At 65.2% G+C, this 18,921-nt stretch carries 14 protein-coding genes; 5 read left to right on the forward strand and 9 right to left on the reverse strand.

Features of this window, described 5'->3' with window-relative positions:
• Positions 1–11 precede the first annotated feature (11 nt).
• Together fabG and N0B51_RS11385 are read right to left on the reverse strand one after the other, a co-directional pair.
• On the reverse strand, positions 12–779 hold the full coding sequence (fabG, locus tag N0B51_RS11380; RefSeq protein WP_259962486.1) for a 3-oxoacyl-ACP reductase FabG: 768 nt from the start codon (positions 777–779) through the stop codon (positions 12–14).
• Positions 776–2,476: an AMP-binding protein gene (locus N0B51_RS11385; RefSeq protein ID WP_259962487.1), complete on the reverse strand. Its 1,701-nt coding sequence runs from the start codon at positions 2,474–2,476 to the stop codon at positions 776–778. The genes fabG and N0B51_RS11385 overlap by 4 nt, the downstream gene beginning before the upstream one ends.
• Positions 2,477–2,710: 234 nt before the next feature.
• Here N0B51_RS11385 and N0B51_RS11390 point away from each other — a divergent pair, with 234 nt between their 5' ends.
• Together N0B51_RS11390 and N0B51_RS11395 are read left to right on the forward strand one after the other, a co-directional pair.
• Entirely contained in the window at positions 2,711–4,327 is a 1,617-nt protein-coding gene (locus tag N0B51_RS11390; protein ID WP_259962488.1) for a flavin-containing monooxygenase, read from the forward strand.
• Positions 4,320–5,255, forward strand: coding sequence for an alpha/beta hydrolase (locus N0B51_RS11395; protein ID WP_259962489.1), 936 nt, complete (start codon positions 4,320–4,322; stop codon positions 5,253–5,255). The genes N0B51_RS11390 and N0B51_RS11395 overlap by 8 nt, the downstream gene beginning before the upstream one ends.
• Here the strand turns inward: N0B51_RS11395 and N0B51_RS11400 are convergent.
• The 5 genes from N0B51_RS11400 to purU form a co-directional block, all read right to left on the reverse strand.
• A complete protein-coding gene (locus tag N0B51_RS11400; protein ID WP_259962490.1) occupies positions 5,245–6,441 on the reverse strand; it encodes a lipid-transfer protein in 1,197 nt (398 codons plus the stop codon). The two genes, N0B51_RS11395 and N0B51_RS11400, sit on opposite strands and share 11 nt — an antisense overlap.
• Positions 6,438–6,869 carry a Zn-ribbon domain-containing OB-fold protein gene (locus N0B51_RS11405; RefSeq protein WP_259962491.1) on the reverse strand — a complete coding sequence of 144 codons (432 nt, stop codon included), beginning with the start codon at positions 6,867–6,869 and terminating at the stop codon, positions 6,438–6,440. Before N0B51_RS11405 ends, N0B51_RS11400 begins: the two co-directional genes overlap by 4 nt.
• Positions 6,870–6,871: 2 nt before the next feature.
• Entirely contained in the window at positions 6,872–7,396 is a 525-nt protein-coding gene (locus N0B51_RS11410; protein WP_259962492.1) for a MaoC family dehydratase, read from the reverse strand.
• Between the two features lie 21 nt (positions 7,397–7,417).
• Entirely contained in the window at positions 7,418–7,852 is a 435-nt protein-coding gene (locus tag N0B51_RS11415) for a MaoC family dehydratase (protein ID WP_259962493.1), read from the reverse strand.
• Between the two features lie 760 nt (positions 7,853–8,612).
• Entirely contained in the window at positions 8,613–9,467 is an 855-nt protein-coding gene (gene purU / locus N0B51_RS11420; protein ID WP_259962494.1) for a formyltetrahydrofolate deformylase, read from the reverse strand.
• A gap of 156 nt (positions 9,468–9,623) precedes the next feature.
• On the opposite strand from purU, the gene N0B51_RS11425 reads away from it, so the two are divergent.
• The 3 genes from N0B51_RS11425 to N0B51_RS11435 all read left to right on the forward strand — a co-directional run bounded on the left by N0B51_RS11425 (position 9,624) and on the right by N0B51_RS11435 (position 15,138).
• Complete coding sequence (locus N0B51_RS11425; protein WP_259962495.1) at positions 9,624–10,844, forward strand: MFS transporter; 1,221 nt, start codon at positions 9,624–9,626, stop codon at positions 10,842–10,844.
• A gap of 161 nt (positions 10,845–11,005) precedes the next feature.
• Positions 11,006–12,943: a BCCT family transporter gene (locus N0B51_RS11430; RefSeq protein WP_259962615.1), complete on the forward strand. Its 1,938-nt coding sequence runs from the start codon at positions 11,006–11,008 to the stop codon at positions 12,941–12,943.
• 149 nt (positions 12,944–13,092) lie between these two features.
• Positions 13,093–15,138 (forward strand): glycoside hydrolase family 97 protein, encoded by a 2,046-nt coding sequence (locus N0B51_RS11435; protein ID WP_259962496.1) that lies wholly within the window; start codon positions 13,093–13,095, stop codon positions 15,136–15,138.
• Here N0B51_RS11435 and N0B51_RS11440 read toward each other — a convergent pair.
• On the reverse strand, positions 15,067–16,746 hold the full coding sequence (locus tag N0B51_RS11440; protein ID WP_259962497.1) for a sulfatase family protein: 1,680 nt from the start codon (positions 16,744–16,746) through the stop codon (positions 15,067–15,069). The genes N0B51_RS11435 and N0B51_RS11440 overlap by 72 nt on opposite strands.
• A 3-nt stretch (positions 16,747–16,749) precedes the next feature.
• Positions 16,750–18,918 carry a beta-glucosidase BglX gene (gene bglX, locus N0B51_RS11445; protein WP_259962498.1) on the reverse strand — a complete coding sequence of 723 codons (2,169 nt, stop codon included), beginning with the start codon at positions 18,916–18,918 and terminating at the stop codon, positions 16,750–16,752.
• Between the last annotated feature and the right edge of the window lie 3 nt (positions 18,919–18,921).

An 18,921-nucleotide genomic window follows, 5' to 3' on the forward strand; every position in this document is an offset into this window, starting at 1 on the left:
TTGTCCGGGCCCTAGCCGCGAGGGGCGCCTGCGACATAGAGAATTTGTCCGGTGACGAAAGAGGCGCGTTCGTCGGCAAAAAACGCGACCGCGTTGGCGATGTCGTCTGGCTCCCCCGCGCGGCCGACGGGGATCGAGCGAAGCTGATCGGCGACCATGTCTTCGAACGACATGCCGACCCGGCGGGCCACCTCTCGCGTCATTTCCGTAACGACGAATCCGGGGGCAACGGCATTCACGGTGATGCCGAAACTGCCGAGTTCCAGGGCCAGGGTCCGGGTAAGGCCCTGAACCCCGGCCTTGGCGGCCGCGTAGTTCGCCTCTCCAAAGGCGCCGAGCGCGGCGACGCTCGACAGATTTATGATGCGGCCCCAGCCCGCGGCCCGCATGGCAGGAGCGAATGCCCGGCACGTCAGGAACACCGACTGCAGGTTGACCTCGATCACGCGGGTCCAGTCGGAGAGTTCCATCTTGAGCATCGTCTTGTCGCGAAGAATGCCGGCATTGTTCACCAGCACGCTGGCCTCGCCCAATTGTTCTCTCACTATTTCGGCCGCCCGGGCCACGGCGCCTTCGTCGGCGACGTCGGCGCCGATCGCACATGCGCGGCGGCCCGCTGCCGTCACTGTCGCCACGGTATCCGCGCACGCGGTCGCGTCGAGATCGATCGCGGCGATATCATGGCCGTCGGCGGCCAGCCGGCAGGCTATCGCCGCGCCGATGCCGCGCGCGGCGCCAGTGACGACCGCTATGCGGGGGTCGGGAGGAGCCCCGGTCATCCTTGACCGACCATCTGCGTCGCCAGATCGACCAGCAGGAACTTGCGCGCGCGACCTGAAGCCGTGGTCGGGATGTCGTCCTGCAAGATCGGAATCACACGTGAGGGCACTTTGAACCGGGCAAGTCGCGCGGCGACAAAATCCCTGAGCTCTCGTGGATCGAGCGTTGCGCCGGCGCTCGCAACGACGAAGGCGACGCCGATTTCGCCCATGCGCTCGTCGGCCACCGGGACGACGTGCGCCTGGGCCACGTCGGCGCGACTGGTCAGCAGGTCCTCGACCTCGCTCGGCAGCACTTGCTCGCCTCCGCAGCGATACGATTCCTTGGTCCGCCCGAGCAGGACGAGATATCCGTCCGCATCGATCCGGCCGAGATCCCCGGTCCTGAGCCAGCCGTCGTGGGTGAACGCGGCGGCCGTTTCAGCAGGCTTGTTGTAGTAGCCGCGAGTCACGCCCGGTCCCCTTGCAACGAGTTCTCCCGTTTCTCCCGGCGGGAGTAACGCTCCATCGGCGGGGTCGATGACCCGGTAATCGACGAGCCTGTCCCCCATGTCCGGATCTCCGGCCGGCCCGACATCGCGCAGCCGGCCATTGGTGGTGAGCAGCCGCTCGATCGGATCGTTGGGCCGGGTTACGGTCGTCGATGCGGTCGTCTCGGTCATCCCGTATCCGGTCGTGACTTCCTCCAGCCCGAGAACCGAGAACAGGTCGGCCCATAAACGTTCGGGTGCGCGTCCCCCCGACGCAAGCGCGCTCCGCCAGCTGGACAGGTCGTAGTCACGCTCGCGCGCGGCATCGACGATGGCGAGCGACATGGCCGGGATCAGCAGCGCGTCAGTGGCGGCCAGGCGCTCGATCGCGGAGAGCGTCGTGTGGGCATCGAACCGCAGTTGGGGGATGATCGCGCCGCCAACGAACGGCACCGAGAGCATCCCCTCGACGTAGCCAAAGACGTGGTAGAGCGGGAGAGAGAAGACGATCCGCCGACCGGCCTCGAAGGCGCGAGCGTAGGCGCTTCCGAACGCGGTGCGGGTCAACATGTCGTGGGCCAGTTGCACGCCCTTTGGACTGCCGGTCGTGCCCGAGGTGTAAAGGATGTCGCAGTCCCAGTCGGGCTGTACCGCGACGTCGCGGAATTCGGATTCGTCCCGGTCCAGCGCGGCGAAGGGGGTGGCATGGGGGCGAGGCGCGGCTTCGCCCTCGGCACTGAAGACAACCACGCGGTCGAGTTTCGGAAGCGTCTCGCCGCCCCCCACGGTTTCCCAGCCCGGCGCGATCGCGTCAAGCATCCGGAGGTAGTCGGATCCGCGAAACGCGTCCATCGTCACCAGCAGCTTCGCGTCGGACTGCTCGAGGACGTAGCGCATCTCCTCCTGGCGATTGAGGATGTTCATCGGCACCGCGACCGCGCCGGCGCGGGCTATCGCGTATTTCAGAGCGACGAACTCGGGATAATTCGCCATCGCGACCGCGACCTTGTCGCCCGCCGTCACTCCCAGTCTCTGCAGGCCCGCGGCAAGTCGGCGGGACCAAAAGGCCAGTTCGGCGTAAGTCCAAGTGCGCGCATCGGCGATCAAGGCGGGTCGCGAGGGAAATTCCGACGCCGCGCGGTCGAGCGCGCCATGAAGGGTCAGCGGCGTCCAGGGCGAAAAGCGGTTCCGCAGCCGCTGTTGCCGCACATCCAACTCGATTCCCATTCGCTCCCCCTGCAGGTCTCCGCCCCGGTGCCGGGTCGCCCAATCTAGAGCCGGATCCAGTTTCATCAATGACCTCGTTGAAAAGTCCTGGGGTGCAGAAGCCGGCTTTGCCCCGATGTTTACTAGGGATTGCCGTTCCTGGTGGATCGATCGACACACTAGCCCGCGTACGCTTTTCCACGATACTGTTGACAGAATTTGCTGTTGATGGGAAGGCGCTAAAAAGGAGGTCCAATGCGACAGCAACTCGATGTCATCGTGATCGGCGCCGGATTTGCCGGACTTCGTGCGCTGCACACGTTCCGCGGGATGGGCCTGGAGACGCTGGTGCTCGAGGCTGATTCGGACATCGGGGGAGTGTGGAACTTCAACCGGTATCCGGGAGCGCGCTGCGACGTCGAAAGCTACGATTATTCCTACCGCTTCTCTCCCGAACTCGAACAGGAATGGCGCTGGAGCGAGCGATATGCGACCCAGCCGGAAATCCTCCGGTATATCCACCACGTCGCCGACCGGTTCGACTTGCGCCGCGACATCAAGCTCAACACGCGGATGGAATGTGCCCGGTACCACGAGGCCAGTGCAAGCTGGTTGGTGGAGGCCGCCGACGGGCGCTCATGGCGCGCGGCGCGGCTCGTCCTGGCGGTCGGCCAGCTGTCGACCCCCAAGCGGACGACCTACCCTGGGCAGGGGACTTTTTCCGGGCAGGTCATCTACAGCGCGAACTGGCCGCGCGAGACCGTGGACTTCACCGGCAAGCGGGTCGCGATCATCGGAACCGGTTCCTCGGGCGTCCAGATGACCCCCGTCATCGCCGATCAGGCGAAGCATCTCACGGTGTTCCAGCGCACGGCCAACTTCTCGATCCCGGCGGCGAACGCCCCCGTGAGCGACGCCGAGGACGCGGCGGTGAAGGCAGGATACCGCAAGCGCCGCGAGCAGGCCCGCAATTCACCCAGCGGGCTCGGCTTTGTTCCGAGCGCGAGATCCGCGCTCGAGGTGCCGGAGGAGGAACGGCGGGAAACCCTGGAGGCCGCGTGGAACCGGCTGGGGTTCGGTTTCGCGCTCGCCTACAAGGACATCCTGCTCGACGAGCGATCGAACGAGATCGCCTCCGAGTTTATCCGCGGCAAGATCGCGGAAAAGGTGCGGGATCCGGTCATTCGCGAAAAGCTAACCCCGCGGGGCTTCCCCTTCGGGACCCGACGACCATCGGTCGACAGCGGCTATTTCGAGGCGTTTAATCGGCCGAACGTCACCCTGGTCGACATCGCCGAGACGCCGATCGTCGAGATCACCGACGACGGAATTCGCACGTCGGTGGAGGACCACGCATTCGATATCATCATCTACGCGACCGGATTCGATGCATTTACCGGCTCGCTGCTCGCGCCAAAGATCGTCGGTCGCGGCGGGCTGACGCTGGAAGAGAAGTGGAAGGCCGGTCCGGTGACCTACCTCGGGATCGGCGTGCACGGGTTTCCCAGCATGTTCATCATAGTCGGGCCGGGTAGCCCGTCGTTGCTCAGCAACGTGCTGTTGTCGAGCGAGGAGCAGATCGACTGGCTGGCTCAGCTGTTCGATCACGCGAAAGCCGATGGCATCGTCGAGATCGAGGCGACCGAAAAGGCGGAGCGCGAGTGGGTCCAGCACGTCAACGAACGGGCGAAGGAAACGCTCTACCTGAAGACGCCGTCGTACTACACGGGCGCTGAAATGCCCGGCAAGCCACAGGTCTTCATGCCGTATTCCGGCGGCGTCCGGCACTATCGCCGGATCTTGGAACGCACGGCAGCCGAAGGCTACGAAGGGTTCGTGATGCACCGGGCCGAGCACGCCTCGCTTGGCTAGTGGCACCCTCGATCCGGCTTATGCCGCGCTGGTAGCCGACCCCCGCATGGCGATGCGCCGATTGCCGCCGAGCGTCGGCATCGACGTCGTCCGGGAAGCGGCCAATGCGTTCATGGCGAAGGCCGCCGGACCGGAGCTTTTGCGCGTGTCCGATCACGCGGTCACGACGGACGCGGGCGATCTGCAGCTCCGGCTATACGAGCCTTCGCGCGGTGCCGACCGGCCCTTCGTGTTATTCTTTCACGGTGGCGGGTTCATGATCGGCGACCTTGCCAGTCACGACGGCCTGTGTCGGCGTCTTGCGGAAGCCACCGGATTGCCGATTGCCGCAGTCGACTACCGGCTGGCGCCCGAAGCACCCTTTCCGGCGGCGCTCGAGGACGGGGCGGCAGCGCTCAGCTGGCTGATCGACAATGCTCGAATGCTGGGCCTCCACCACCAACGCTGGGGTGTCGCCGGAGACAGTGCGGGCGGTCAGCTTGCTCTCGCTGTAGCCTTGCAGGCCGCCGACCTCGGGCATCACGCATCCCATGCGGCGTTGTTGTACCCGCTGCTCGACCCGACGCGCTCGACCGTATCGTCGCGCGAGCTGGGCAAGGGATACATGCTTACAGGCTCCTTCATCGAGTGGGCATGGGAATCCTATGCCGGCGGCATCGACCGCCTCGGAGACCCGCTCTTCGACCTGCGGCGCGCCGACCTGGCCAAGATGCCGCCGATGCGACTGGTCACCGCCGAATTCGATCCCTTGCGGGATGAAGGCGAGGCATTCGCCGAGGCGGTCAAGGGCGCTGGTGTGCCATGCGAGGTCCGCCGGTATCCCGGGGTAATCCATGGCTTTGCCGGCATACCGCCGCTCACGGCCCAGGCCCGAGAGGCGGTCGCGTTCGTCGCCGAAGGACTGCGTTCGTCCCTCGTCAGCGCTTGAGGATCACGCTGCCGCCGTTCGCGCCCAGGCCCAGTACGGCGGTCATTCCGACGCGTGCATCGGGGACCTGACGGCCAGTTGCCTCGCCGCGAATCTGCCAGGCGATTTCGCAGACCTGCATCAGGGCCTGCGCAGTGGTCGCCTCGCCGAACGACAGGAAACCGCCGCTCGGATTGATCGCGAGACGGCCTGCACCAATCGCCAGTTTTCCCGTTTCCAGCAGGTGGTCACTCTCGCCCGGCGCATGCATGCCGAACAGTTCGGGCCACGCCAGAAGGTGCCATGCGGTGTTGTCCGCCATTTCGAGCACATCGACATCCGCGGGACCGATCCCCGCGATGGACATCGCTCGTTCGACGGCGCCCGCGACTTCGCTCGTGTGAGTGACCCCCGGCCGCACCGTGGCGGAAATAGTCGGGATGCGGCGCGCCGGATCGCCGAACGCGCCACTTGCGATCGCGCACCCGGCCACCTCGACCGGCCGCCCGCCGCAGCGGCGCGCGATTTCATGCGACACTAGGATGACCGCCGCCGCGCCGTCGCTCACCGGGCAGATTTCCAGCAGGTGGAGGGGGTCTGCCACGAGGGGTGATGCGAGCACCTCCGCCACCGTGGACGGCTGCCGGAAGCGCGCGTAGGGGTTCCCGGCAGCATTCGATCGCATCAGGACCGCGGCGCGCGCGAAGGTCTCGGGGCGCGTGCCATGATCGTGCATGCGCCGGCGGGCCTCGATTGCCCAGTAGGCCGGGTTCGTCGCTCCCATGGTGACCCAGCGCAGGTAGTCTTCGTCGCCGATGTCGTCCTGACTGCCGGGAGGGCGCGGGATGAAACCCTTCGGCATCCGTTCGGCTCCGACCGCGGCAACCACGTCGTACTGACCGCTGGCGATCATCGCGTGGGCGGTCGAGAATGCGATCGCACCAGCCGCGCAGGCCCCGCCGACGTTGACGCAGGCGATCCCTTGTTCGGCGACCAATTGGACTATCTCGTTGGCATGCAGGCCCCAGCCCATGCCGCCCTCGAAACGGGAACTCGCGGCTACCAGTCCCTGGACGTCACGCCAGCCGAGTCCGGCGTCACCGAGTGCCGCGCGCAGCGCGTGCAGGGCAAGCTGGACCTGCGGCGCATCGGGCCACTTGCCCCACGGGTGGGCCCCCGCACCGAGCAGGAAGACTGGACGGCTCACGCTGCTTCGCTTCCACCAGGCACGAAGGCGAAGGTGCGAACGTCCAGCCCCTCTGGGTCGCGATAGAGCGTGCGGCCGGTGACCCGTACAGGCATGCCGATCGCCAATTCGTCGAACGCGACCCCCTCCAGTATGCCCATGACCTGCACGCCCGCTCCGAGGTCGACGACCCCGATGGCGTAGGGTTTCCAGTCGTCGATCCGGAACATCGCCGGTGGCTGGTAACGCTGGATGGTGAAACTGTGGATCGTGCCGTCTCTAGGCAATTGCGCGTCCTCGACAGCCTTTGTTTCGCACGCCGGATTGCGGCACGTCGGCCGGCGCGGGAAATAGAGCGTGTCGCACGATGTGCAGCGCGTCGCCAGGAGGCGCAGGCCCCCGGGCCCTTCTTCGAAGAGGCCCGCCACGACCGACACCGCTGCCGGCATACTCACAGCGAAAGTATGTCCCGAGTCTCGCGGAAATAGAGCGTGCCGCTGGCGGTGTCCGTGACCGTCACCTCATGACGGACATAGCGCCGCCCGCGCTTCTCGTACTTGTCGGTTGCCACGGTGGTGATCCGCACAGTCGACCCTACCGGAATCGGTTCGAGGATCTCGGAATCGTGGAAGGTATGAATCGATCCGATCGCAAACGGTTTCGTATGATCGAACTGCACCGAGAGAACAAAGTGCGATACCAGCAACGGCGGAACGATTGCACCGCCGAACGGCGATTCGCCCGGGATGCGCCAGGTGTTCATTCGCCACCCTTCGTACCACGGATTGTAGTCCTCGACCCCGTCGGCATAGAGAATGACGAGTTCGGGCGTCAGCTCGATCTCGCGCGAGAGTTCGTCGCCGATCTCGACCATGTCCCAGTACGTCTGCGAACCCTGCTCAAGGCCATCGATGAAGGCGCGTGTCTGGGCAACCTGGATCGGGCTCATCGGCTTTAGGGCGTCGGTGGCATTCATCGCGGCGATCCTCCGTTCACTTCACACGCCGACATCGGCTTCCGCCCAGCCGACGGTCTTCTTCTCGCCCGCCTCGTTTTCGCACCAGATGTCGATCTTGAAGCGATAGCCACCGCCCTTGGGTGTCTTCTCGCTCACCACCCCACGACACACGATCACCTCTTCCGCCCTCGTCGAGGCAACGTACTTGCAGACCATTCGCGCATTGCGAAACATCGCTGCACCGAGGTGGTTGACACACATCTCGGCAAGGTAGGCGGAAGACATTTCCCCTGTCTGGATCGGCGCGTCCAGCCCGGTTTCGGCCGCATAAACCGGGTCCCAGTGGTTCGGATTGAAGCGGCCCCACAGGCGCGAGCCCATGAGCTGAATCGCGGCCTTCTTGAAGATGGGGGCCAGTTCGAAGCCGACCGGCGTGTCCCGGTCGATCGGAGCGAAACGCGGGTCGGCGGACATGGCATCTCTTGCAGCGGCGAATGGTAACGAGGAACGTCCATGTCGGTCTCTCACAAAGTTGTCAACGGTAACGTGGAAACCTTCATGAAGGCACGGAACCGTTGGAACGCGATGTGCTAGGAATGTCGGACTTGAATCGAGGGTCAATCGATGGATCGGCGCCGATAAGAGCTGATACCTGTCACGCAATGCTAAAGGGATTATGGTGTTGCGGCACGCGCAGAGAGCAGCGCTGCAAACGAAGCTTTCAATCGCAGCGAAAAATTCGTTCAAGAAAGAACGACAATAAGAGATGGATGTTCTGTTGCAGGATCGGGAGCCGGTTCACCTTAAGGAACGCAGTGCGCAAAGATTCAAATCGGCATCAGCGATGACTCGCCACAGACTTGATCGACAGACTGCGAGGATATCATTTGGGAACGGGTCGTCCACTGAATCGCCGCGTCACACTCCCAGAAGTGGGCGGCCTCCTATCGGCACAGAACACGCCGTTGGAGTCAATTATGACCAAATGTATGACTTACTGAACGAGTGGTCAAAATATCACGGAAAACCAGAGATTCGAGGCGGACACCCTCTCCGCCAGCTGCTTTCGGTTGAGCGCTGTAGAACTCTCCCGTCACTATCGATCGGTTTTCGCCCAGGGGCCGAAGCCGGCTTTCCGCTCGCGCGCCTTGGCTCGCGGTGTCCGAGCAGCTCCGCGGACTGATCGGTCTCGAGGACCAGAGACGCGTGGCTTCGGATCGACAGGCGCGGTCCGTCAGTTGGCGAAGACGACGGTGCGGTGACCGTTGATGAAGACGCGGCCTTCAATATGCATCCTGACTGCCCTTGCCAGCACACGCCGCTCGACGTCCCGCCCCTTGGCGACGAGATCGTCCGGCTCGTCTCGGTGGCTGATCGCTTCGACGTCCTGCGCGATGATCGGCCCTTCGTCGAGATCGGCGGTCACGTAATGCCCGGTCGCACCGATCATCTTCACCCCGCGCTCGTGCGCCTGGTGATAGGGCTTGGCACCCTTGAAGCCGGGCAGGAAACTGTGGTGAATGTTGATGCACCGGCCCGAAAGAAACCGCGCCATCTCGTCCGACAAGATCTGCATGTAGCGCGCCAGCACGACCAGCTCGGCGCCGGTCTCCTCGATCAGCGCGCGAACCCGGGCTTCCTGTTCCGGCTTCGTATCGCGCGTGATCGGCAGGTGATGGAACGGGATGCCCGGCGATATCCGCGGATGATTCTGCTCGGCCGGGTGGTTGGAGACGATCGCGACCACGTCCATGTCGATCTCGCCGATCCGCTTGCGATAGAGAAGGTCGATCAGGCAGTGATCGAACTTGGATACCATGATCAGGACCTTGGCCGGCACGGCGCAGTCCCGCAGGTCCCATTCCATCCCGTACTCGCGCGCGATCGGAGCAAATCCATCGCGCAGCAGGTCGAGCGAGCGATCCGCGGGGTCGAACACGATGCGCATAAAGAAGCGTTCGGACAGGCGGTCCTCGAACTGCTGGGCATCGAGGATATTGCCCCCTGACGCGGCCAGATAGCTCGAAACGCGCGCGACGATGCCGGGCCGGTCGTCGCATGCGATGCGCAGGATGAATTTGCAGGTCATGCCGTAATTCCTTCGCGTGACGAGGACTGCAGCGCATTGCCCTTGATCCAGCGCGCCGCCCTTTCGAGGTCGCCGATCGAATAAGAATGCAACCTTGCGGTCAAGATCGTTCCCCCGGGACAGGAACGGACACCCGGTCGCTCTGGTTGATCGATCGTGATCGGCCCCATTCTTTCCGCCCGCAGCATTCTCGTCGCGATCTTCATGTTCATGGGCGGCAGCGGGTTCGTTGCCAGCCTGGTCAGCCTGCGGCTTGAAAGCGGCGGAAGCCGGGCGTCGACCATCGGCTTGATTGCCACCGCCTACTTCGCCGGGTTGACGATCGGATCCCTCCGGGCGCTCCCGATCATCCGGCGGGTCGGGCACATCCGCACCTTCGTTGCGGCCGTCTCCCTGCTTTCCGCGAGCACGCTCTCGTATGCGCTCTATCAGCACACGGCGCTGTGGGCAGCACTCCGGTTTCTAGACGGGCTCTGCGTTGCGGGCGTTTTCGTCTGCCTGGAAAGCTGGCTCAACACGAGGGCCGAATCAGTCACGCGTGGCGCGATCCTGGCCGCCTACATGATCGCGTTATATGCGGGGCAGGCAGCGGGCCAGTTCTTGCTGAACCTCAACGCGCATCCATCGGTGCCGTTCATCGTTTCGTCCCTGCTGATCTCGCTCTCGGTCCTGCCGATTGCGCTGACACGCTTGGAAAGTCCGGCGATCATGGGCCATTCGGCGATGACGGCGCGCGAACTTCATGCGGCATCGCCGCTCGGCATCGTAGGGGTGGGCGTAACCGGCCTGATCCTGGGCGCGTTCTATGCCCTTGGCGCGGTCTACGCCCAGCGGTTGGGCGTGCCCCTCTCCTCCACCGCCTTCTTCATGTCCGTTGTGATCGCAGGGGGAGTCGCGCTGCAATGGCCCATCGGCTGGCTTTCCGACCGGATCGACCGGCGCCGGGTCATCGTCGGCACATTTGCCGGAGCCGCAGCGGTATCCGGTGGTCTCGCGATGATCACGACTTCTGGCCCGGGCCTGATGCTCATGGGAGCGGCGTTCGGCGGGCTTGCCTTTGCGCTCTACCCGCTCTGCGTCGCCCATACCAACGATCACCTCACACCCGATCAGCGGGTCGGCGCCAGCGGCGGGCTTGTGCTGGTCTACTCGATCGGCGCCGCGGCCGGTCCCATCGGGAGCGCAGGAGCGATGATGCTGCTGGGTCCGGGAGGACTGTTCGTCTTCGTCGGCTTCTGCGCGGCAGCGGCCTTCGCGTTCGGCATCTGGCGGCAAATCCGCCGCGCGCCGATCCCCGAGGACCTCCAGCAGCCGTATCAGGCGTTACCGCGCACCACCGCGGTGGCCGCTGCGCTCGACCCTCACTCCGCCGGGTAGCGATGCCGGGCAATCGATCGCGGTATCCGCAAAAAAAACCCGATGGGCTTGCAACCTCCGCCGGTCCCCTGCGTTGGCGTGATGGGCGCGAAGCAGTCGAGAAGGGGAGAATCTTGACCGGTCCGGTCCGCAATCCAGCATCTTCCGGCACGAGCCCGCGGATGCAGGTCAACGCGCCGGTCTTCTTCACTTCCGCCTTACTGATCCTGACTTTCGCGCTCGTGGGCGCGCTGTTTCCCCGCCAGGCCGGTGACGTCTTCGGAGCGGCGCAAGCCCTGATCGTCGAGGACTTTGGCTGGTTTTACATCGCTTCGGTCGCCGGCTTCCTGATTTTCGTCATATTCCTCATGATCAGCCGATACGGCGACGTGAAGCTTGGCCCTGACGAAAGCGAGCCCGAGTACAGCTATCTCTCGTGGTTCGCGATGCTGTTCAGCGCGGGCATGGGTATCGGGTTGATCTTCTTCGGGGTTGCCGAACCGATCCAGCATTACGCCAATCCGCCGATCGGCGAGGGTGGCACGGTCGAGTCCGCAAGACAGGCGATGGTGCTGACCTTCTTTCATTGGGGCCTGCACGCCTGGGCGATCTACATAGTGGTGGGCCTGGCGCTTGCCTATTTTTCCTTTCGCCGGGGGCTGCCGCTGACGATCCGTTCGGCGCTCTATCCGCTGATCGGCGACCGCATCTATGGCCCCATCGGGCATACGATCGACATCTTCGCGGTACTTGGCACGATGTTCGGAGTGGCGACTTCGCTCGGTCTCGGCGTCCTGCAGGTGAACGCGGGATTCAGCTATCTCCTCGGTGTCCCCGTATCGATCACGGTGCAACTGATCTTGATTGCGGTCATCACCGGCCTTGCCACGATGTCGGTCGTGCTCGGCCTTGACAGGGGCGTGAAGCGCCTGTCCGAGCTCAATATCGTGTTGGCGGTGCTGCTTCTCGGCTTCGTTCTTCTGGCAGGATCTACCGTCTTTCTCCTCCAGGCGTTCGTCCAGAACATCGGCGCCTATCTCGGCGCGGTCGTCCAGCGGACCTTCCGCATGTACGCGTACGAGCCAAATCCGTGGCTGGGCGATTGGACGCTGTTCTACTGGGGCTGGTGGATCGCGTGGTCGCCATTCGTCGGGATGTTCATCGCGCGGATATCGCGCGGCCGGACGATCCGGGAGTTTGCCGCAGGGGTGCTGCTGGTCCCCGTCCTGTTCACCTTTCTCTGGATGACGGTCTTCGGCAATACGGCCATCTCGCTTGACATGAACGGGCTCGCCCCGATCGCGCGCACGGTGACCGACAACCTGCCGGTCGCACTGTTCGAAACGCTCGCGCAGTTGCCTCTTTCCGCGATTACCTCGGGCCTTGCCACGTTGTTGGTGATTACCTTCTTCGTCACCTCCGCGGATTCGGGGGCACTGGTGATCGACATGATCAGTTCCGGCGGGTCAGAGGATCCCCCGGTCTGGCAGCGCATATTCTGGGCCGCCTGCGCCGGAGGCGTCGCCGCCGTGTTGTTGGTGGCCGGCGGCCTGCAGGCGCTTCAGACCGCCGCCATCGCCAGTGCGCTCCCGTTCACCGCGGTGATGATCTTCATCAGCTACGGGCTCTACCGTGCGCTCAACACGGAGCGCACCGGCGCTCTCGCCGACCTCAGCCTGGCACGGCCCGCCGCGCCGCTTCCCGCGCTTGGCTGGCAGCAGCGCCTGACGTCGATATTGCACCATCATCCCCAGGAGGACATCACCCGCTTCCTCGGCGACACCGCGGCGCCCGCGCTGAAGGCCGTTGCCGCGGAAATGCAGGAGCAGGGCCTGGTGCCCGAGCTGTGCGAAGATGCCGACCATCTGGACCTGACTGTCCCGCATGGCGAACGCGGCGCTTTCCGCTACTCGATCCGCAGTCGCCCGTTCCTGCTGCCCAGTTTCGTCTGGGCGGAAACGCCCAAGGCCCATGACGCGGAGCCACGCCATTATCGGGCGATGGCGAACACCTCGGAGGGCGACCAACCACACGATGTGACCGGCTTTTCGCGGGACCAGTTGATCAACGATCTTCTGAACCGGTACGCGCGATTCCGCCACGCCCGGCGGATCGCATGAGCCTGGGGCACCCTCCGCATCGCGACGATCGGGATGTGCCATTGTAACCGGTTGCATGACAGGGGCGGACGGCTATTCTGTCGGCTTGGTTCGGGGAGAGAATGATGTTCGGCAAGCAAGGGCGGCACTTAGCCGTGCGCCCGTGGGGGATGGCGGCAGCGTGCCTTTTCGCGGTCGGCGCGGTCGATCCCGTTTCGTCGCCCGGACGCGCGGCCGAAACCCCGCCCTCCCACCGGCAATGTTCGCCCAACGGCCGCCTGTGCTTCACCCTGGCGGTCGCCGGGGGTAACGCCACCTGGTCGCTCGAGCGGGACGGTGCCCCGGTCATCGCGCCCTCGCAGATCGGCTTCCTCCTTCGCGGTGCGGGAAAGTGGGAACACGGGCTTGTCCTCGGCGAACCGGTCCGCGCGCGCCGCACGGTCACGTGGGAACAGCCGTGGGGCGAGAGCCGCTTCGTCACCGACGATCACCGCGAAATGTCGGTTCCGATCACCGAGCAGGGCAAGACCAGGCGGACCATCGTGCTCGTCGCGCGGGTCTTCGACGACGGGGTCGGGTTCCGCTTCGCATTCCCGGATCAGCCGCAACTCGCCGATGTCCGGATCGACGAGGAACTCACCGAATTCAATCTCGCCGGAAAGGCCCAGGCATGGTGGATTCCGGGCGGAGAATGGAACCGGTACGAATACCTTTACAAGCAGACGCCGGCCGAAGCGGTGACGACCGCGCACACGCCGATAACCTTTCGCCGAGCTGACGGGCTGCACGTCGCGATCCACGAAGCGGCGCTGGACGACTACAGCGGCTTCTGGTTGCAGCGGATCGAGGACCAGCGGTTCCGCACCCGGCTCGCGCCGTCGTCGCAGCCGTGGAAGGTCCGGCGGGCCGCGCCGTTCGAAACCCCGTGGCGGGTGGTGCTGGTGGCGGAGGACGCGCCGCAGCTCTACGCGGCCGCCGACATCATCCTCAACCTCAACGAACCCAGCCGGATCGCCGACACCAGCTGGATCCGCCCCCACAAGTACGTCGGCATCTGGTGGGCAATGCACCTCGACAAGTGGAGCTGGAACGCGGGGCCGAAGCACGGCGCGACAACCGAGCACGCGCGTCGCTACATCGACTTCGCCGCCCGGCACGGGTTCGGATCGGTGCTGGTCGAGGGCTGGAACGAGGGCTGGTGGAGCGAAAGCGGCCGCAACTTCAAGTTCGCCGCCGCCTATCCCGATTTCGACATGGATGCGGTCAGTGCCTACGCCAGGGCGCGGGGCGTGGAACTGATGGGTCACCACGAGACGGCCGGCAATGCAGGCCTTTACGAACGCAACCTTGCCCAGGCGTTCGACTATTACCGCAAGCACGGCGTCCATGCGGTCAAGACGGGATATGTCGCCGATGCGGGCGGCGTGCTGCGCGAGGACCCGGACGGGACCGAGCAGTGGGAATGGCACGACGGGCAGTTCATGGCCCGCCATCACGTCCTCGTCGCGAAGGAGGCCGCCAGGCGCCGGATCGCGATCAACGCGCACGAACCGATCAAGGACACCGGGCTGCGGCGCACGTGGCCCAACCTGATGAGCCGGGAAGGCGCGCGGGGTACCGAGTACATGGCCTGGGGCGAGCCGCCCAACCCGCCCAGCCACGAGCCCACCCTGGTGTTCACGCGTATGCTGTCCGGCCCGCTCGACTACACGCCTGGTATCGTCAGCCTCGAGGGCCGGGGCGGGCGCCCGATCCCCAACACGCTTGCCCGTCAACTGGCCGATTACGTCGTGCTCTATTCACCGCTCCAGATGGCAGCGGACCTGCCGGAAAATTACGCGAAGGCACCCGATGCGCTGGCCTTCATCGAGCGCGTGCCGGTCGACTGGGAACGGACCCGTGTGCTCAGCGGGCAGATCGGCCAATTCGCGGTCGTCGCGCGCCAGCGGCGGGGCGGGCAGGACTGGTGGCTCGGCGGGGTGACCGATGCCGCGCAGCGCACGGTCCGGGTCGACCTGTCGTTCCTTCCGGCCGGCAGGCGCTATACGGCGGAGATCTGGCGCGACGGGCCGGACGGGGGGATCGAGGGCAACCGGTTCTCGATGGTTCGCGAAAAGCGGACGGTTACCGCTGCCGACTCGCTTTCAATGGTGATGGAGTCCGGCGGCGGATTCGGCATCGCGCTGACCCCGCGCGATGGCCGCGGGCGACGCTAGCGCATCCGTGACCGCCGGCCCGCCGTCGTCGCGGTATTTCTGACGCAGCGCGGTGAGCCGGCGTTTCATGCGGGCGATCTGCGGCTGCATGGCGGGATCGTCGATCCGGTTGTGCATCTCGTCGGGATCGCTGGCTAGATCGTAGAATTCCCACGCGTTCACGTGGCCGTAGAAGCGGATCAGCTTGTAGCGATCGGACTTGATTCCGTAGTGCGCGCTCACCGCGTGATTGCCCGGGCCCCGGACGTACTCGTAATAGTGATAGTAGATCGCGTCGCGCCAATCGGCGGGCGGGGTGCCATCGGCGACGTCGCGCAGCGAACGGCCCTGGATCTCCTTGCGCGCGGGCAGCCCGGCGTAGTCGAGGAAGGTGGCCGCATAATCGATGTTCTGGATCGGTGCGGCAACCCGGAGGCCCGCAGGGATGTGCCCCGGGTACTGCATCAGGAACGGGGTGCGCAGCGATTCCTCGTACATGAAGCGCTTGTCGAACCACCCGTGCTCGCCGAGGTAGAAGCCCTGGTCCGAGGTGTAGACCACGATCGTGTTGTCCATCTCGCCCGAAGCCTCGAGCCAGTCGAGCACCCGGCCCACGCTTTCGTCGACCGCGGCGACGGTGCCGAGATATTCGTCCATGTATCGCTGGTATTTCCAGATCGCCATCTCGCGCTCGTTCAGGTTCGCGCGGTTCATCGCGTCGTTGCCGGGCTGAAGCGCGCCGAAGTAGGCTTCGCGCTGGGCCTCGGTCATGCGGTTGAAATCGTCGGTCCACGGGTTGAAGCGCAGCTCCCGCGAACCCGCCTTCGTCGTCATCTTGAGGTCGTGGCCCTCGTACATGTCATGGGCGACCGTCATTTCCTGCGCCGCGGCCGCGGGGCGCCCGTCGTAGTGGTCGAAATAGTTGGTCGGCACGGGAAATTCGGTGCCGATGTACTTCTGGACGTGGCGGATCGCCGGCATGAAGTTCCGGTGCGGTGCCTTGTGGTGCATCATCAGGACGAACGGCTGGCCGGGCTTGCGCTGCTCGTTGAGCCAGCGAAGCGTCAGGTCGGTGGTGATGTCGGTGGCGTAGCCTTCGACCACCTTCTTGCCTTCGGGCGTGATGATGTCCGGGTTGTAGTACTTTCCCTGGTCGTCAAGCACCGCCCAGGTGTCGATGCCGGACCCCTGGGGGGAATAATTGAGGTGCCACTTGCCGAACAACGCGGTCTGGTAGCCCGACTGGCCGAGTGCGCGCACCCAGTTCCACGACGCATTGTCGAACGTCTGTCCGTTCTTCGTGAACCCGTGCAGGTGGCTGAACAGGCCGGTCAGCATCGTCGCTCGGCTCGGCCCGCACAGCGAGTTGGTGACGTAGCTGTTCTCGAACAGCGCGCCGTTCCTTGCGATGCGGTCGATGTTCGGCGTTGGGGCGATCTTGCCGATCCGGGTTCCGTAGGCGGAAATTGCCGTCTGGGCGTGATCGTCCGACATGATGAAGATGATGTTCGGGCGCTTCTGCTCGACCGGCGCGGGAGCGACCGTCGCCGGCTCGGCCGCTGACCGGAAATTGGCGCAGGCCCCAAGCGCCAGGAAGGCGAGCGGAGCGAGAAGGGCGACCTGCTTCATGGGCTATTCCGTTATGGTGAATTCGACCGGCGTGCTCGCCTTCGCGCCGGACGACGGGGCGATCCACAGGCGGTATTCGCCGGGCTCCCAACCAAAGCTCATGTCCGCGCGGGTGAAGGCGAGATCCTCGGGCCGGACGGTAAACTGGACGGTGCGGCTCTCGCCGGGCGCGAGGGCGATCTTTTCGAACCCCTTCAGTTCCTGGACCGGCCGGGTCACCGAACCGACCATGTCCTGGACATAGAGTTGCACCACTTCCTCGCCCGCGCGGGTGCCGGTGTTGGTGACCGTGGCGCTCGCGACGATGGACCCGCTCCGGCCCATCGACGATGCGCTGAGCGACACCGGCGAATAGCCGAAGGTCGTGTAGCTGAGGCCGTATCCGAACGGATAGAGCGGGCTGTTGGGCACATCGAGATAACGGGAAACGTACTTGGCCCCCGGCGCACCCAGCTCGATCGGGCGACCGGTGTGCTTCATGTCGTAGTGGATCGGCTCCTGGCCGACGTTGCGCGGGAAGGTGATCGGCAGCTTGCCCGAAGGATTGTAGTCGCCGAACAGCACGTCTGCCACCGCATGGCCGCCCATCGTGCCGGGATACCAGGCGTGCAGGATCGCCGCGACGTGATCCTGGGCCCAGCCGATCGAATTGGGCCGCCCGCTCATCAACAGCAGCACTACCGGCTTGCCCGTCGCTACGAGCTGCCTGAGCAGCGCCTCCTGGTTGCCGGGAAGGTCGAGCGAGGTGCGGCTGGCGGCCTCGCCGGTCATGTCCCACTTCTCGCCCATGGCGGCGATGATGACATCCGATTTGCGGGCGAGGGCGAGGGCCTCGGCGAACCCGTCGGTCTTGCCGGCGGCTTCGAACTCGTAGCTGGCCCCCTTGGCGTAGGTCACGCTGGTCCCGCTCGGCGCGCGCGCCTTCAGTCCCTCAAGCACCGAAACGGGCCGGGTCCGGCGATCGCCGGCGGCGGCCCAGCTGCCGATCATGTCCGCCTTGCTGTCGCCCAGGGGACCGATCAGCGCGATCGACTTCGCCGAGGCGGCGAGGGGCAGGGCGTTGCCCTCGTTCTTCAGCAGGACCATCGACTTGCGGGCCACATCGCGCGCGGCCTCGAGGTATTCCGGCTTGTAGAGCGTCGCCTTCTCGCGCGCCTCGTCGGCGTAGCGATAGGGATCCTCGAACAGGCCGAGACGGTATTTCGCCTCGAGAATACGCCGCACCGACCGGTCGATCGCCGCGACGGAAACCCGGCCCTCGGCAACCGATTTCGCCAGGTCGTCCATGAAGATCGCGCTCTGCATGTCCATGTCGACCCCCGCGTTGATCGCCTGCTCGCCGGCCTGCGCCTTGTCCTTCGCGTAACCGTGGGGGACCATCTCGGCGATCGAGGTGTAGTCGGTGACCACGAAGCCGTCGAAGCCCCACTTGTCGCGCAGGGTGTCGGTCAGGAGGTACTTGTTTCCGCTGGCGGGCACCCCGTCGACCTCGTTGAAGCTCGTCATGAAGCTGGCGACACCGGCGTCGACGGCCGCCTTGAAGGGAGGCAGATAGGTATCCCGCAGGGTGCGGTCCGAGATGTCCACCGTGTGATAGTCGCGGCCGGCCTGCGCGGCGCCGTAGGCCGCGAAGTGCTTGGCGGTCGCAAGAATCGTGTCGGTCCGGGCCAGATCGTCGCCCTGGTACCCGTGCACGCGCGCGCGCGCGATCCGGCTGCCGAGGAAGACGTCTTCGCCCGCGCCCTCGGACACCCGGCCCCAGCGCGCATCGCGGGCGATGTCGACCATCGGGGAAAAGGTCCAGTGAATGCCCTCGGCCGCGGCTTCTTCCGCGGACACGCGCGCCGAGGTCTCGATGGCGTCCATGTCCCAGCTCGCCGCCTCGCCGAGCGAAATCGGGAATATCGTGCGATGGCCGTGGATGACGTCGTAGCCGAACAGGAGGGGGATCTTCAGCCGGGTGTCTTCGACGGCAAGGCGCTGCAGGTCGCGGGTGTATTTCGCGGTGTAGGCGTTGAAGATCGCGCCGACGCGGCCCGCCTTGATGTCGTCCTGGTATCCGCTGCGCATGGTCGGGCCGGTCGATTCCCAGTCGCTGGTGAGCAGGTTCAGCTGACCGATCTTTTCCTGGAGCGTCATCTTCGCCATCAGCGCATCGATAAAGGCATCCATCTT

The organism is Tsuneonella litorea (genome assembly GCF_025154015.1).
Lineage (GTDB): Bacteria > Pseudomonadota > Alphaproteobacteria > Sphingomonadales > Sphingomonadaceae > Tsuneonella > Tsuneonella litorea.